A 15,368-nucleotide genomic window follows, 5' to 3' on the forward strand; every position below is an offset into this window, starting at 1 on the left:
ATTGCGAGTTTAGACTGCTAGTATATATTGATTAAAAAATGAATAATATTTTTTACTAAAAAAATTATAACTTGTTTATTATTAAAACAAAGGTCAAGTTGCAAACATGCTAAGTCAACTATTTCAAAAGCCATCCACTGCGATGGTCGGAATTGATATCGGATCGCACTCTATCAAAGCAGTGCTTTTAAGTGAAATTGAAACGGGATTTCGACTAGAAGCACTTGCAATTGAACCTATGCCAAAAGGCGCAATGAGCGAGCGCTCTATTCAGGATATTGAAGCAATTGGTAACATAATTACAAAATTAAAAAGAAAACTACCAAAATCTTTAAAAACAGCAGCAGTGGCTGTATCAGGGCAAACCGTTATCACTAAAGTTATTTTTATGGATGTTTCATTAAGTGACGCTGAATTAGAGTCGCAAATTGAAATAGAAGCTGACAGCTTAATACCTTACCCCCTTGATGAAGTGAGTTTAGATTTCGAAAAGCTTTCTACCAACGAAGCCGATCCGAGTAAAATGAATGTGCTGTTATCTGCTGCGCGTACAGAAAGTGTTGAAGCTCGTGTGGGCGCACTTGAGGCGGCAAACTTAACCGCTAAAGTGGTTGATGTTGAAAGCTATGCGCTAAGTAGAGCAATGGATGTGTATTATCAGCAATTACCAAGTGATGCCTTTAATAAGTGTGTTGCCGTAGTAGATATTGGTGCTGTTTTGATGTTGGTGAGTGTTGTTCAAGCGGGAGAAACAATTTATACCCGCGACCAAGTGTTTGGTGGGGACCAGTACACTAACAGTATCGTGTCTTACTATAACAAAGGCTTTGATGAGGCAGAAATTGGCAAAACAACGGGTGATTTACCCCCAAATTATACCTTTGAAGTGCTCGCACCGTTTCAAACATCATTATTGCAACAAGTGCGCCGTGCGGTACAAATGTTTTTAACAACCACAGGTAAAGATCAAGTAGATTATATTGTGCTAACCGGCGGTACATCGATGATTGACGGTTTAGATAGATTGTTAATTGAAGAGTTAGGTATTCATGCCGTGGTAGCTGAGCCATTTGCAAATATGGAAGTTTCGCCAAAAGTAGATAGAAATATAATGCAGCGAAATAGAACGCAGTTTGCAATTGCTACTGGTTTGGCATTAAGGAGCTTTTCATCATGCCACATATAAATCTATTGCCGTGGCGAGAGCTACAGCGAGAAGAATCAAAAAAGAAATTTATAACAATTTTAATCGCGGTTGTTATTGTCTGTTTTGCAAGTATGTACTTACTTAGCTCTTTTTATTCTGGTTTAAAGGATGGCCAAAATTTAAAAAATAATTATTTAAGCTCTGAAATTAGCATGCTTGATAAAAAAATTAGTGAGATTAGAGATCTCGATAAGCGAAAAGAAAACTTACAACAACGTATGCGGTTAATTGAAGAGCTACAAAGCAGCCGTAACTTAGGCACTCAAATTATGGATGAGGTGGCAAAAATTGTTCCTCAAGGGGTATATTTAACTAAACTAGAGCGCCGCGGCAGTCAAATACATGTGCTAGGGCGTAGTGAATCAAACAACCGCTTGTCTACTATGCTGCGTCAGGTGCAAGGTTCATATTTGTTAGAAAGACCGACCATGCAGGGTATTGTGGCAGGCGATCAAACATCACGGTTACTCAGTGATTTTAATATGGAGTTTTACGTAAAACCATTTGATGAAATTGGTGAGGTAAGTGATGAACCTTGATTTAAAAGCCTTAAATGAAATAGATTGGAATGAAATTGAGCTCGACAACATTGGTGAGTGGCCCGTTGCAGTAAAAGCAATTTGCTGTTTATTTATAGCCGGTTTAGTCCTGTTTTTTAGTTACAGCTTATTAGTGTCTGATGAAATAGACAGTTATCACAACGCGGTAGCAAAAGAAGTAGAGCTGCGCAGTACTTACAGAACAAAGTATGCCGTAGCCAGTAAGCTTGATATATATCGCCAGCAAATGGTTGAAATGGAAGATAAGTTTTCTCAACTACTAAAGCGATTACCTACCTCAAATGAAACCCCTGGCCTGTTAGATGATTTATCTTATGTAGGTACTACTAGCGGTTTAACATTTTTAAAAATCGGCTGGTTACCAGAGGTTGAAAAAGAGTTTTATACCGAGCTGCCTATAAAAATTGAAGTAATAGGTACTTACCATGAGTTTGGTGAATTTGTAGGAAAAGTAGCCCAATTACCACGAATTGTAAGTTTACATGACTTTTCGATTGTATCATCTGGCGAAAAGCAACTAACATTCAGTGTGGTAGCAAAAACGTATCGTTATGAAGAAGGGGTTAAAAAGTGAGATTAGTCCCTTTATTATCATTGTCTGTTTTACTATTGGCAGGCTGTAACGACGATACGTCTGAGCAAAAAGAGTTTATTGACCAAGTAAAGGCTAGTACCACGCCTAGAGTTGAGAAAATACCAGAATTAACGCAGTTTGAGCATTTTGAATATAATGCATCGCAATTACGAAGCCCTTTTGTGGCTCCACAGCCTGAAATTATTCAAAATAAACTAACGCAAATTAAAAACTGTTTACACCCTGACCCTGATAGAGTGAGAGAGCCGCTAGAAAAGTACCCGCTCGATAATCTATCAATGAAAGGTACATTAGGCTCTAACGGGCAAATGTGGGCATTGATCACCGCAGCTGATGAAACGCTGCACAGGGTAACGGTAAATAATTACTTAGGGACCTATGACGGTAAAGTTAAGTCTGTAAGTAGTGATTATGTAGAGTTAATAGAATTAATCCCTGATGGGTCGGGTTGTTGGAAAGAGCGGCTGACTAAATTAGAAATGTTAGAGGCGGCAAATAATGGCGCAAATTAATAATAAAAAAGGTAAAACACACATGCATAAGGATGTACTTTGGCATCATCGTTTTCAAGCGGTGCTATTTGTCATATTGGCTCTTTTTGTTGCAAAAACAGCCTGTGCAGCGCCACTACTTTATGATGTACGTTATAACCCCTTGCTAAAAGGCGAGACCGAGTTACAGCTTGTATTTGACGAAGAGCTAACACAACAACCTAAAATTCAAGTACACAACACACCAGCGCGTATAGAAATGCTATTTGAAGGCGCCGAATTAGAGCAGGGTCTTGAAAATGTACCGGTCGATCACGCGGGTATTAATAGTGTAAGCAGCGTACTGACAGAGCAAGGCTTAAAAGTTACCGTAAATTTAGCGCGTTTAAAAATATACGAAACACAAGTAAATAATAACTTAGTGTCGTTGCGCGTGTCTGACAACCCGCTTACTGAACAAGCTTCTGATGAAAGCAGCAATGGTTATGATGCATCAAGTGCTTATATTAATCGTATTCAGTCTATTGATTTTCGCCGTGGTGAAAAAGGTGAAGCAAAAGTTTTAGTATTTTTGCAAGACACGCAAGCTGCGATAGAAGTACATGAAAGTGGTGGAAAAATAATAGCAGAGTTTCATCACACAGATATTTTAGACGACTTACTGTATGAACTAGATGTATTAGATTTTGGTACTGTTGTAAGTACCATTGAAACCTTTAAAGAAGATAGCTTAAGCCGTGTTGTTATTGAGCCTAATGCGGCTTTTACCTTTACCTACCAGCAAATAGATAACATTTTAACGTTAACGATTGAAAAAGATGAAACGCAAAATGCCTACTTAGATGGCGGTAAAGAATATCAAGGCCGACCAATGACCTTAAACTTCCAAGATATTTCGGTCAGAGCGGTACTGCAAATAATAGCGGGTTATAACGAGTTTAACTTAGTAACGAGTGACTCAGTAACCGGCAATATCACGCTTCGTTTAGATGGCGTACCATGGGATCAGGCTTTAGATGTTGTACTGCGCATTAAAGGTCTTGATAAGCGCATGGATGGCTCAATACTGATGGTGGCACCGGCAGAAGAGCTTGCTGCTCGAGAGGCTAAAGACTTGCTTGCAAAACAAAAGGTCGAGGATTTAGAGCCACTATACAGTGAGTATATTCGTTTAAACTACGCTAAGGCTGAAGATTTTGCAGATTTACTGAAAACCGACACTAACAGCATCATTTCTGCCCGAGGCAGTGTATCGGTTGACCAGCGTACCAATACATTACTCATTAAAGATACAGCGAAGAGCATTGAGAGTATTCGTCGTATGATTGAAACACTCGATATCCCAGTGCAACAAGTTGTTATTGAATCACGTATGGTTACGGTACGCGATAACGTCACAGAAGACTTAGGCGTACGTTGGGGATTTAGTGATCAACAAGATAGTGATGGTATTTCAGGCTCGCTTGAAGGAGCTGAGTCTATCTCAAATGGCACTATTCCTGATTTATCAGACCGTCTTAATGTAAACCTACCTATTACTAACCCTGCGGCAAGTATTGGTTTACACATAGCTAAGCTGGCTAATGGTACCTTAATTGATTTAGAGCTAAGCGCTTTAGAAGAAGAAAATAAAGGTGAGATTATTGCGAGTCCGCGCATTACTGCAGCTAATCAGCAAAAAGCACGTATTGAGCAAGGTACTGAAATTCCCTATACAGAATCAGCCTCAAGTGGTGCTACGACTGTAAGCTTTAAAAAAGCGGTATTGAGCCTTGAGGTGACACCGCATATAACGCCAGATAACAAAGTAATTTTAGACTTAGTAATCACACAAGATACTCGTGGTGAGACTGTTCAAACTGGTACAGGTGAAGCGGTTTCGATAGATACTCAACAAATTGAAACACAAGTGCTGGTTGATAACGGCCAAACCGTTGTGCTGGGGGGGATTTTTCAGCAGCAAATCATTAATACCACAAATAAAGTACCTGTACTTGGTGATATTCCATATGTTGGACGCTTATTTAAGAGCACCAGCGAGTTTAATGAGAAACGTGAATTACTTATTTTCGTGACACCGAAAATACAAATAGACTAAAATTTAGTGGTTTTATGTTCGCCAGCGAGTGTTTATTGATAATAATTGCTCGTTATATGGCTTTTTATTGTAATAGACTTGAAATACCCGGCCAATTACTGAGATAATCCCCTCCTTAATTTTGGGGCCAGGTCGTTAGGCGGGGTTTTATTTCAAATTTTAGAGTTCGTTTGTACTAAAAGATATGGCTGAGAAACGTAATATATTTCTAGTTGGCCCCATGGGGGCTGGCAAAAGCACGATTGGTCGTCACATCGCTGACCAATTACACCTTGAATTTGTCGATTCTGATCAAGAAATCGAACGCCGTACAGGTGCAGATATTGCCTGGGTGTTTGATCTTGAGGGTGAAGAAGGCTTTAGACTTCGTGAAGAATCTGTTATTGGCGACTTAACCGAAATGCAAGGTATTGTACTTGCAACCGGTGGTGGTTCAGTAATGAGTAAAGAAGTTCGAAACAAGCTTTCGGCTCGTGGTATCGTTGTATACCTAGAGACACCTATAGAAAAGCAAGTTGCACGCACGCAACGCGACAAGCGTCGCCCATTACTGCAAACTGAAGAAGCACCTCGTAATGTACTAGAGCGCTTAGCAGAAGAACGCGAGCCACTATACAAAGAAGTTGCCGATTTTGTTGTACGCACCGATGAGCAAAGCGCTAAAGTTGTTGCTAACCAAATCATCGAGAAATTAGATTTTTAAAAACCAATAATAAAGGAAATAACAAAGCATGCTTGAATTAACTGTTAATTTGGACGAGCGAAGTTATCCTATTTTTATTGGTCAATCTGCACTTCAAGATAATGGCCGCCTTGTTCACCACATTGGTGATTGTCGGCCTATCATTATCACTAACGACACAGTTGCGCCTTTATATTTACAAGGACTGCTAGATTCGTTAGCTGACCTAGACCCTCTTTCTTTTGTCATTCCTGATGGTGAGCAATACAAATCACTTGAATGGTTTGAGAAAATATCAGCTTTTTTATTGCAAAATAACTGCGGCCGAGACACATGCTTAATTGCATTAGGTGGCGGTGTTATTGGCGATTTAACAGGCTTTGTTGCTGCATGTTATCAGCGCGGTGTGCCGTTTATTCAAATTCCTACTACGGTGCTATCACAAGTTGACTCCTCTGTAGGAGGAAAAACAGCGGTAAATCACCCATTGGGTAAAAACATGATTGGGGCGTTTTATCAGCCGCAAGCTGTTTTTATTGATACTAATTCACTTCACACTTTACCGGCGCGCGAATTTGCAGCGGGTATGGCCGAAGTTATTAAGTATGGTCTAATTTACGACACAGAGCTATTTACTTTTATTGAGCAAAATGTAGAGAAGCTACAGCAACTAGATGAAGCAAGTTTGCAGCATATTATTTATAGATGTTGTGAAATTAAAGCGCTTATCGTGGCGCAAGATGAAAAAGAAAATGGCCTCCGTGCATTACTCAATTTAGGTCATACCTTTGCGCATGCAATTGAAGCGCAAATGGGATACGGTGTATGGCTACATGGCGAGGCTGTTGCTACCGGAATGGTACTTGCTGCTAAATTAGCGCATACACGCGCTGATTTATCGCAAACAGAGGTAGATAGAATTGTAACGCTACTCAAGCTTTATAATTTACCGACTGAGATCCCTAGTGAAATGACTGCTGAGCAGTTTTTAATGCACATGCGCAAAGACAAAAAAAATAAAAAAGGCACTATCCGCTTCATTTTACCTACTCAATTTGGTCAATGCGCATTGGTAGATGACGTATCAGACGACCAAGTTAGAGCGTTAATCGAGCAATAATGCAGGCGCAAATTTTACCAAGCCGTGCGGCGTTGGTGGATAGAATCGCTCTGCAATTTGAATACGGGCAAAACTTAATTGTATTACTAGGTACCTCTGGCCTAGGCAAAAGTTATATGCTCGAAACCTTCATCACCGACAAATACAACAGTTTTAACAAAGCATTTGTACAAGTAAGTGCCAGTGTAAATGATGTATCACTGATGAGTGATATATTAGAGCAAAGCTTTAACTCTCCGCTGATTGACCATGATTTATCGTTAAGTGAAAACTTTTACCAACTGTTGCAGCAGCAGCCGTGTGAGGCCTGTTTATGGGTGCTCGATAATGCAAGGCACTTATCTGAAGAGCTATTACAAGAGTTAGAGTTACTTGCTAAAAACAGCCCTGTAACGCTTTATATTATGCTAGCCTCGCAATCAAAGCTGGCTATTAATAGTGCCGTTGAAATTTACTTAGAGCCTTTGTCTGCACATGAATCTAAACAGCTAATGAGCTGGTATTTTCCTAATTTACCGTACGATGAAGATCCCGTATTTAGCGCATTTTTAAATGAAGCGAAAGGCAACCCCAGCTTATTATTAGCATGGCAGCCAACGGAGCATGTGGCTGATATTGTAAAAAAAGATAAAGTGTCGTGGCGAGTACACTTAATCTCGTTGTTAATTATAATTATGCTACTTATCATTGGTTTGCTGTATAAAAATGACATGACTCAGTGGTGGCAAACGTACTATCAAAATCAACAAAGCCAAGCCATAGATACCGCTATTCCTGCTTCTAAAATTACCGCTATCCCAAGCGCGGATAAAGAAGTCAGTAATGACAATTCTGATATTTCAAAAGCAGATTTGCCTTCAGAGCCGGTCAGTGATAAATCACAAAGTAATGTAGCACCTCATAAAAACGATGTGCCGGCGATTATGCAAAGCCTAACGCGTCAGGCTCAACAAAGCGCTCAAAGTGAGCAAAGTGAACAAAGCGAGGCGTTACCACAAAGCTTAAACACTTCTGAGACTATTGAGCCAATCGAAAGTGACAAAAAAGAAAACCCGCAGCCTAAAACCTCAAATAACGTATCAGATAACGCTTGGTATTTAGCCCAGTCAGATAATAATACAACTGTGCAGTTGCTAGCTGTTACACAGGAAAAAATCACCCGTGAGTTTATTATTCAACATAATTTAAGCCAGCGCGCTAAGGTATATCAAACTAAGCGAAATAATAAAGTGTGGTGGGTGGTTACTATTGGCAGTTATGCATCACTCGCTGAGGCTAAAAGTGCGTTGTCTGCCTTGCCGAGTGCGCTTAGAAAGAACAAGCCTTTTTATAAAAAAATCAGCAAAATAAAACAAGAAATTGCACGACTTGATCAGTAAACTGATTCACTTTAGTGTAAAATCGCGCTACAGCAGATTGAAGTTAAGAACCAATGCAACAAAAGAGTAGAGCCTTCCTTAAATGGGCTGGCGGTAAATACAGCCTAGTTGAAGATATTAATGCACGCTTATCTCAAGCCAGCAAACACGCTGAAACCTTGGTAGAACCTTTTGTAGGTGCAGGCTCGGTATTTTTAAATAGTAATTTTAAGCACTATTTACTTAACGATATTAATGCTGATTTAATTAACTTATACAAAGAGCTCAAGCGCTCGCCTGATGAGTTTATCAGTGATTCTAAAAAACTATTTGTTGATTTAAATAACCACCCAGATGCTTACTACGAGTACAGGGTACAGTTTAATAAAAGCAATGATGTGTATGAGCGCGCAATGCTCTTTTTATACATGAATCGCCATGGTTACAATGGGCTGTGTAGGTATAATCTCAAAGGTATTTTTAACGTGCCATTTGGTAAATATAAAAAGCCTTATTTTCCTGAAAAAGAAATGTACTTTTTTGCCGAAAAAGCACAAAAAGCCACATTTACCTGCCTAAGCTACGATGACGTGTTTAAGCTTGTGCCAAACAATGCGGTTATTTATTGCGATCCGCCTTATGTGCCGTTAAGCAAAACAGCGTCGTTTACTTCTTATGCTAAAGGCGGGTTCAACTTAGACGATCAAGCAAACTTGGCAAACTTAGCCGAGCAAGCTGCGTTTGAAAACAATACTCCGGTGCTTATATCTAATCACGATACCGTGTGGACACGAAAAATTTATAGCCAAGCTACACTAGGTAAAATTCAAGTAAAACGAACTATCAGCCCTAAAGGTGGATCACGCAACAAGGTCGACGAGTTAATGGCTATGTATTTAGCACCCAAGCAACCACTGCGTAAATTGTCACTACAAAAATAACAAAAAACAGCACAGCTAAAGCAATAATAAAAAGAGGGGAGTGTTGTTGAAAGTCGACTTGGCGTTTGTGCTCAGATTGCACACCAAAAAATGCTGCTAGCACACTTTGCAACGCGCTAATTAAGTGCAGCATTATTTAAAATAGAGGTTTTATTGAAGGCGTATTTTTAGCATCTTCTGAGCTAGTTAATAGCTCTAATAAATCTAAATAATGAAACTGCGCACTGCGGCTATCGCCTGTTAGCCACGAAAACCACGATGAGTCTTCTTCTACTTTCGCACACGTTAGGGTGTTTGAAGTATTATTGTTACTTGCCTGATGCTGACAATTGCTAACTAAGCTTAAATCTTGCTCAGAATTTGGCGCAAAACTAAAAGCCCCAATAAATAACAATGCCGACGCAATTAAGATCCCTGTTTTAAATGCACGCATAATATTAGCCTAAAATTAAGTTACTCTTTTAATAATAGCAAAAGCTGTATAAATAACAAACTAATATTTCCCTAGAACCATTAAAGCTAATTGCTAATAAATATTTATACCAATCCGCATAATTAAGTGATCTATTTTGAGGATGGATAAACGTGTTGATAGCAAGGCAAAAAATTCACTATTTAGTTGTTCTCGGCAATTGCTCCTGCATTGCTTTACCTTCTGAATCATGCAGTCGTAAATAAGAATTTTTTAACGTAAATAGCGATACGTTTAGCCCCTGAAAATGATTAAGTATTATTGTGGATTAATATTATTCCCCATAAATAGGCGAACACGCAGGAGCAGTTTTCGAGCCCGCTAGGTTACAAACCTCGCGCCACGATTTAATTGTCTCGAGATAGAACAAATTTCAATCACAAAGCTCAACACACCCTAACTATATTATTATGTTTAGGGTGTATTACTTGGGAAACCTTAGCATTTACGGTACATTAAGGCATACTTTACTGATTGACGGACTACTATGTTAAACCCTGAACAAAAATACTTAATTGCGCCTTCTATTTTGTCAGCCGATTTTGCAAAATTAGGCGAAGATGTAGATAAAGTACTCGCTGCAGGCGCTGATGTAGTACATTTTGATGTCATGGACAATCACTACGTGCCTAATCTCACTATAGGACCCATGGTGTGTAAAGCGCTCAGAAATTACGGTGTAACAGCACCGATAGATGTTCACCTAATGGTAAAGCCCGTAGATAGTATTATTCCTCAGTTTGCAGAGGCTGGCGCGTCAATAATTACGTTTCACCCTGAGGCGAGCGAGCATATAGATCGCACCATACAGCTCATTAAAGACCATGGTTGTAAAGCGGGCTTAGTATTTAACCCTGCTACTAGCCTGAGCTATCTAGATCACGTTATTGATAAACTAGACACTATTTTATTAATGTCTGTAAACCCTGGTTTTGGCGGCCAAAGCTTTATTCCTCATACCCTTGAAAAACTAGCGCAAGCTAAGCAACGTATCATTGAATCAGGCCGTGATATTCGCCTAGAAGTTGATGGTGGTATAAAGGTTGATAACATAGCCGCAGCGGCACAAGCGGGTGCTGATATGTTTGTAGCAGGATCTGCTATTTTTAATGAGCCTGATTACAAAGTGGTTATTGATCAAATGCGTGAGCAGTTAGGAAGCGTAAAGTAATGAAATATGATGTAGCTTTGTTCGACCTAGACGGCACACTCGTTGATAGCGTTTACGATTTATACTTAGCAATAAATTTAACATTGAGTGATCTAGCGTTTCCCATTGTTAGCCAAAGCTTAGTTGAAAGCTGGATAGGCAACGGTATTGAAACCTTAGTGAAGCGTGCGCTCAGCGGCGATATGCAAATTAGCGAGCATTTAGACGAAACGCTTAGCGCAAAAGCCATTGCTTTGTTTTACCAACATTATGGGCAGCTAGTAGGTGAGTATAGTGTGTTATACCAACATGTAGAAACAGGGCTCAGTGCTTTGCGCGGCATGCCAAAAGCACTTGTTACTAATAAAGCGCGCATATTTACCGAAATCCTACTTGATAAGCTTTCTCTTACAAGCCACTTTGAAGTGATAGTGTGTGGAGATGATATGGCAAAAAAACCTTCACCAGCACCATTACTTTATGCGTGCAACCAGCTGAATGTGGAGCCGAGTAAGGCTATTATGATTGGCGACTCAAAAAGCGATATATTGGCAGCTCATGCCGCTAAAATTGATGTTATAGCTGTAGATTATGGCTACAACCAAGGCGAAAAGCTAAGCGATTTTAATCCACAGTACCTATGCGATAACTTCTTAGATATAATACCGACACTAACACAGCGTTAAAATTTTTAATTAACTAAACAACACTAAAGGAAAATCATGAGTAAACCAGTAGTTTTAAGTGGCATTCAGCCAACCGGTGGTATGACAATAGGCAACTATGTTGGCGCTATTAACCAGTGGCTAAAGCTACAGGAAGACCACGACAGTTTCTTTATGCTTGTTGATTTGCATGCCATTACCGTACGTCAAGAACCAGAGCTTCTTCGCTCTCGTGTATTAGATGGTATAGCGTTATACGCGGCGTGCGGCATAGACCCTGAAAAGTCTGCGCTTTTTGTGCAATCACAAGTCCCAGAGCACGCGCAGTTAGCATGGGTGCTAAATTGTTACGCACAAATGGGCGAGCTTAACCGCATGACCCAGTTTAAAGATAAATCATCTAAGCATGCTAACAATGTAAACGTAGGTTTATTTTCGTACCCAGTATTGCAAGCAGCCGATATTTTATTATATCAAGCAGATCAAGTGCCGGTAGGGGACGATCAAAAGCAGCACTTAGAGCTAACGCGTGACATAGCGACTCGTTTTAATAACTTGTATGGCGACGTATTTAAATTACCTGAGCCATATATTCCTGAATTTGGCGCACGCGTAATGAGCCTTCAAGATCCGCTTAAAAAAATGTCTAAGTCTGATGAAAACCCTAACGGCTACATTATGCTATTAGATGAGCCTAAAAAGATTGAGAAAAAGCTTAAAAAAGCAGTAACTGATTCAGATGAGCAAGCACGTATTTACTTTGATCGTACGGAAAAGCCAGGCGTTTCTAACTTACTTACTTTGTTAAGCGTAGCGACTAAGCGCTCAATTGAAGACTTAGTGCCAGAGTACGAAGATAAAATGTATGGCCACCTGAAAAAAGATACAGCCGATGCTGTAGTGAGTATGATTGAGCCAATTCAAGCACGTTTTAAAGAGATCAGAGAAGATCAAAACCTACTTGATAGCATCATGAAATCAGGTGCAGAAAAGGCAAGTGTACGAGCAGAAAAAACCCTTAAATCAGTTTACGATGCACTAGGATTTATTCCTCGTACATAATTTTTTTTAGTATAAGTAAATAAAAATGCCGCTAAATTTAGCGGCATTTTTTCCTTTTAATGAATACTTTTTATTATCTATCTTAAAGTAATGGCTTTAGGTAATGCCCAGTATGCGAGCGTTCACATTCGGCTACTTCTTCAGGTGTGCCTGCAATGAGTATTTCACCGCCGCCAGCACCGCCTTCAGGGCCTAAATCAACCACCCAGTCTGCGGTTTTAACCACATCTAAGTTATGCTCAATAACCACTATGGTATTACCATGATCGCGCAGGCGATGTAATACAACAAGTAGTTGTTCAATATCGGCAAAGTGAAGGCCGGTTGTTGGCTCATCAAGTATATATAGTGTTTTGCCTGTATCGCGTTTAGAAAGCTCACGAGCCAGTTTTACACGTTGTGCTTCACCACCAGAGAGCGTGGTAGCAGCTTGCCCTAGGCGAATATACGATAAACCTACATCCATTAAGGTTTTAAGTTTGCGTGCTATTGCCGGTATTTTATCAAAGTAGTCGTGCGCGTCTTCAACGGTCATTTCGAGCACTTGGTGAATGTTTTTACCTTTGTACTGTACTTCTAAGGTTTCACGGTTATAGCGCGCGCCCTTACATACGTCACACGGTACATATACATCAGGTAAAAAGTGCATTTCTACCTTAATTACGCCATCACCTTGGCAGGCTTCACAGCGTCCACCTTTAACGTTAAAGCTAAAGCGACCTACTTTATAGCCACGAGAGCGGGCTTCTTGAGTCCCTGCAAACAACTCACGAATACCGGTAAAAATACCTGTGTAGGTTGCAGGGTTTGAACGCGGTGTACGACCAATTGGGCTTTGATCAATATCAATCACTTTGTCAAAATGATCAAGGCCACTAATTGACTTGTAAGGCGCGGCTTCTGCTGTGGTCGCGCCGTTAAGCTCAGTATGCGCAAGCTTAAATAGCGTATCGTTAATGAGTGTTGATTTACCTGAGCCCGAGACTCCTGTAATACAGGTTAATAAGCCAAATGGAATTTTTAAATCCACATTTTTGAGGTTGTTACCTGTGGCGCCAAATAGCTCAAGCCATTTATCGCCGGTTGGGTTACGCTCTTTTGGCACCTCTATTTTACGCACGCCAGATAAAAACTGGCCAGTTACCGAGTCTTTAGTGGCTAAAATATCGTCACGTGTACCTTGTGCAATAATATGCCCGCCGTGTACACCTGCGCCTGGGCCAATATCAATAATATGATCGGCTGCGCGAATGGCATCTTCGTCGTGCTCAACAACAATAACGGTGTTACCTAAGTCGCGTAAATGCACCAATGTTTGTAATAAACGGTCGTTATCGCGCTGGTGTAAACCAATTGATGGCTCATCCAGTACGTACATTACGCCTACAAGGCCTGCACCTATTTGACTGGCTAAACGAATACGCTGTGCTTCACCACCAGAGAGGGTATCGGCACTACGCTCAAGCGATAAGTAATTAAGGCCAACATTAATTAAAAACGATAAACGATCGCGAATTTCTTTTAGGATTTTTTCAGCTATTTGGGCTTTTTGACCCGTAAGTGATAAGCCTTCAAAAAAGTCCATCGCTTCGCCAATGCTCATAGTAGTAATAGCAGGCAGGTTTGTTTGACCTATAAATACGTGGCGTGCTTCTTGGCGTAAACGCGAACCATGACAACTAGGGCACGCTTGGCTAGTTTGATATTTAGCGAGCTCTTCGCGTACAGAGTTTGACTCAGTTTCGCGATAGCGACGGTTCATGTTGTTTAACACGCCTTCAAACTCGTGGTTGCGTGTTATTAAATCGCCTCTGTCGTTACGGTAATTAAAAGCAATTTTAGTTTGCCCTGAGCCCTCTAAAATAATTTTTTGCGATTCTTTAGCAAGCTTTTCAAATGGTACATCTAAATCAAATTTATAATGCTCGGCTACCGCTTGAAGCATTTGAAAGTAATAAAAGCTGCGTTTATCCCACCCTTTTATTGCACCACCGGCCAAGCTTAGCTCAGGGTTATGTACTACGCGGTTAGGATCAAAATATTGACGTACGCCTAAACCATCACAGCTTTGACACGCGCCGGCAGGGTTATTAAACGAAAATAAACGCGGCTCTAATTCGGTCATTGCATAGCCACAGGTAGGGCAGGCAAAGTTGGCTGAAAACAGCATTTCTTCAATGCTGCTGTCGTCCATGTAGGCTACATTTGCCACACCGCCAGACATCTCAAGTGCGGTTTCAAATGACTCTGCTAAACGCTGCTGCTGGCCGTCTTTTACTTTAAAGCGGTCAACAACCACTTCAATAGTATGTTTTTTGTGAAGCTCAAGCGTTGGCGGATCGGATAAGTCGCATACTTCACCATCTATACGGGCGCGAATATAGCCTTGGCTTGCAAGCTGTTCAAGCAGTTTAACGTGTTCACCTTTACGCTCTTTAACCACTGGCGCTAAAAGCATTAGCTTAGTGCCCTCTGGCAGTGCTAAAACGGTATCAACCATTTGGCTAATTGTTTGAGCTGCAAGCGGTAAGTCGTGGGTTGGGCAGCGCGGCTCGCCCACGCGGGCAAACATTAAACGCAAGTAATCGTATATTTCGGTAATGGTACCCACTGTTGAGCGAGGGTTGTGCGATGTTGATTTTTGCTCAATAGAAATGGCGGGAGAGAGGCCTTCAATATGATCAACGTCAGGCTTTTCCATTAACGATAAAAATTGCCTTGCGTAGGCAGAAAGTGACTCAACATAACGACGCTGCCCTTCTGCATATAAAGTATCAAATGCCAGTGATGATTTTCCCGAACCAGATAGGCCTGTGATAACAATTAATTTATCACGTGGGATGGTTAGGCTGATGTCTTTTAAATTGTGCGTACGGGCGCCTCGGACTTCAATGTTTTCCATGCTATCTCGTTTATTACCAAAATTATTTGTCCAGTATCGCATAATACGAAACATTATTAATCAAT

15 protein-coding genes are annotated in these 15,368 nt (G+C 40.5%); 12 read left to right on the plus strand and 3 right to left on the minus strand.

Annotated elements, in window-relative coordinates; translation table 11 throughout:
• Positions 1-106 precede the first annotated feature (106 nt).
• The 9 genes from QUE46_RS01660 to QUE46_RS01700 all read left to right on the plus strand — a co-directional run bounded on the left by QUE46_RS01660 (position 107) and on the right by QUE46_RS01700 (position 9,052).
• Entirely contained in the window at positions 107-1,186 is a 1,080-nt protein-coding gene (locus tag QUE46_RS01660) for a pilus assembly protein PilM (protein WP_286245948.1), read from the plus strand.
• On the plus strand, positions 1,174-1,746 hold the full coding sequence (locus QUE46_RS01665) for a PilN domain-containing protein (RefSeq protein WP_286245949.1): 573 nt from the start codon (positions 1,174-1,176) through the stop codon (positions 1,744-1,746). The genes QUE46_RS01660 and QUE46_RS01665 overlap by 13 nt, the downstream gene beginning before the upstream one ends.
• The gene (locus QUE46_RS01670) at positions 1,736-2,341 is read left to right on the plus strand and encodes a type 4a pilus biogenesis protein PilO (RefSeq protein ID WP_286247648.1); all 606 of its coding nucleotides are present in this window, start codon (positions 1,736-1,738) and stop codon (positions 2,339-2,341) included. Before QUE46_RS01665 ends, QUE46_RS01670 begins: the two co-directional genes overlap by 11 nt.
• Positions 2,338-2,874: a pilus assembly protein PilP gene (locus QUE46_RS01675; protein WP_286245950.1), complete on the plus strand. Its 537-nt coding sequence runs from the start codon at positions 2,338-2,340 to the stop codon at positions 2,872-2,874. The genes QUE46_RS01670 and QUE46_RS01675 overlap by 4 nt, the downstream gene beginning before the upstream one ends.
• Positions 2,861-4,951, plus strand: coding sequence for a type IV pilus secretin PilQ (locus QUE46_RS01680; protein ID WP_286245951.1), 2,091 nt, complete (start codon positions 2,861-2,863; stop codon positions 4,949-4,951). Before QUE46_RS01675 ends, QUE46_RS01680 begins: the two co-directional genes overlap by 14 nt.
• Positions 4,952-5,135: 184 nt before the next feature.
• The gene (gene aroK / locus QUE46_RS01685; protein WP_004589350.1) at positions 5,136-5,654 is read left to right on the plus strand and encodes a shikimate kinase AroK; all 519 of its coding nucleotides are present in this window, start codon (positions 5,136-5,138) and stop codon (positions 5,652-5,654) included.
• Positions 5,655-5,682: 28 nt separating this feature from the next.
• Positions 5,683-6,753 (plus strand): 3-dehydroquinate synthase, encoded by a 1,071-nt coding sequence (gene aroB / locus QUE46_RS01690; protein WP_286245952.1) that lies wholly within the window; start codon positions 5,683-5,685, stop codon positions 6,751-6,753.
• Positions 6,753-8,132 (plus strand): AAA family ATPase, encoded by a 1,380-nt coding sequence (locus QUE46_RS01695; RefSeq protein WP_286245953.1) that lies wholly within the window; start codon positions 6,753-6,755, stop codon positions 8,130-8,132. The genes aroB and QUE46_RS01695 overlap by 1 nt, the downstream gene beginning before the upstream one ends.
• 53 nt (positions 8,133-8,185) lie before the next feature.
• Positions 8,186-9,052, plus strand: a complete 867-nt coding sequence (locus QUE46_RS01700; protein ID WP_004589353.1) for a Dam family site-specific DNA-(adenine-N6)-methyltransferase — start codon at positions 8,186-8,188, stop codon at positions 9,050-9,052.
• On the opposite strand, the gene QUE46_RS01705 is transcribed toward QUE46_RS01700, so the two are convergent.
• Both QUE46_RS01705 and QUE46_RS01710 read right to left on the minus strand, forming a co-directional pair.
• Positions 9,000-9,185, minus strand: a complete 186-nt coding sequence (locus QUE46_RS01705; RefSeq protein WP_286245954.1) for a DUF2970 domain-containing protein — start codon at positions 9,183-9,185, stop codon at positions 9,000-9,002. The genes QUE46_RS01700 and QUE46_RS01705 overlap by 53 nt on opposite strands.
• A 3-nt stretch (positions 9,186-9,188) precedes the next feature.
• Positions 9,189-9,485, minus strand: coding sequence for a hypothetical protein (locus QUE46_RS01710; protein WP_286245955.1), 297 nt, complete (start codon positions 9,483-9,485; stop codon positions 9,189-9,191).
• 526 nt (positions 9,486-10,011) lie between these two features.
• Here QUE46_RS01710 and rpe point away from each other — a divergent pair.
• Genes rpe through trpS form a run of 3 tightly spaced genes read left to right on the plus strand, consistent with a single transcriptional unit; the run spans position 10,012 to position 12,401 of the window.
• A complete protein-coding gene (rpe, locus tag QUE46_RS01715) occupies positions 10,012-10,695 on the plus strand; it encodes a ribulose-phosphate 3-epimerase (RefSeq protein WP_286245956.1) in 684 nt (227 codons plus the stop codon).
• Positions 10,695-11,360, plus strand: coding sequence for a phosphoglycolate phosphatase (locus QUE46_RS01720; protein WP_286245957.1), 666 nt, complete (start codon positions 10,695-10,697; stop codon positions 11,358-11,360). Before rpe ends, QUE46_RS01720 begins: the two co-directional genes overlap by 1 nt.
• A gap of 36 nt (positions 11,361-11,396) precedes the next feature.
• Positions 11,397-12,401 carry a tryptophan--tRNA ligase gene (trpS, locus tag QUE46_RS01725; RefSeq protein WP_286245958.1) on the plus strand — a complete coding sequence of 335 codons (1,005 nt, stop codon included), beginning with the start codon at positions 11,397-11,399 and terminating at the stop codon, positions 12,399-12,401.
• An 82-nt stretch (positions 12,402-12,483) separates the two neighbouring features.
• Here the strand turns inward: trpS and uvrA are convergent, their stop codons facing one another.
• A complete protein-coding gene (uvrA, locus tag QUE46_RS01730; RefSeq protein WP_286245959.1) occupies positions 12,484-15,303 on the minus strand; it encodes an excinuclease ABC subunit UvrA in 2,820 nt (939 codons plus the stop codon).
• Positions 15,304-15,368 lie beyond the last annotated feature (65 nt).

The sequence above is a fragment of the Pseudoalteromonas sp. MM1 genome, from assembly GCF_030296835.1.
In the GTDB taxonomy this organism is placed as follows: Bacteria; Pseudomonadota; Gammaproteobacteria; order Enterobacterales; family Alteromonadaceae; genus Pseudoalteromonas.

Excerpts from the sequence above, each read along its gene's own strand:
- QUE46_RS01695 (WP_286245953.1), top strand. The coding sequence starts at position 6,753 with ATGCAGGCGCAAATTTTACCAAGCCGTGCGGCGTTGGTGGATAGAATC.
- QUE46_RS01700 (WP_004589353.1), top strand. The coding sequence starts at position 8,186 with ATGCAACAAAAGAGTAGAGCCTTCCTTAAATGGGCTGGCGGTAAATAC.
- rpe (WP_286245956.1), top strand. The coding sequence starts at position 10,012 with ATGTTAAACCCTGAACAAAAATACTTAATTGCGCCTTCTATTTTGTCA.
- QUE46_RS01670 (WP_286247648.1), top strand. The coding sequence starts at position 1,736 with ATGAACCTTGATTTAAAAGCCTTAAATGAAATAGATTGGAATGAAATT.
- QUE46_RS01665 (WP_286245949.1), top strand. The coding sequence starts at position 1,174 with ATGCCACATATAAATCTATTGCCGTGGCGAGAGCTACAGCGAGAAGAA.
- QUE46_RS01660 (WP_286245948.1), top strand. The coding sequence starts at position 107 with ATGCTAAGTCAACTATTTCAAAAGCCATCCACTGCGATGGTCGGAATT.
- QUE46_RS01680 (WP_286245951.1), top strand. The coding sequence starts at position 2,861 with ATGGCGCAAATTAATAATAAAAAAGGTAAAACACACATGCATAAGGAT.
- QUE46_RS01705 (WP_286245954.1), bottom strand. The coding sequence starts at position 9,185 with ATGCTGCACTTAATTAGCGCGTTGCAAAGTGTGCTAGCAGCATTTTTT.
- trpS (WP_286245958.1), top strand. The coding sequence starts at position 11,397 with ATGAGTAAACCAGTAGTTTTAAGTGGCATTCAGCCAACCGGTGGTATG.
- aroB (WP_286245952.1), top strand. The coding sequence starts at position 5,683 with ATGCTTGAATTAACTGTTAATTTGGACGAGCGAAGTTATCCTATTTTT.
- aroK (WP_004589350.1), top strand. The coding sequence starts at position 5,136 with ATGGCTGAGAAACGTAATATATTTCTAGTTGGCCCCATGGGGGCTGGC.
- QUE46_RS01720 (WP_286245957.1), top strand. The coding sequence starts at position 10,695 with ATGAAATATGATGTAGCTTTGTTCGACCTAGACGGCACACTCGTTGAT.
- uvrA (WP_286245959.1), bottom strand. The coding sequence starts at position 15,303 with ATGGAAAACATTGAAGTCCGAGGCGCCCGTACGCACAATTTAAAAGAC.
- QUE46_RS01710 (WP_286245955.1), bottom strand. The coding sequence starts at position 9,485 with ATGCGTGCATTTAAAACAGGGATCTTAATTGCGTCGGCATTGTTATTT.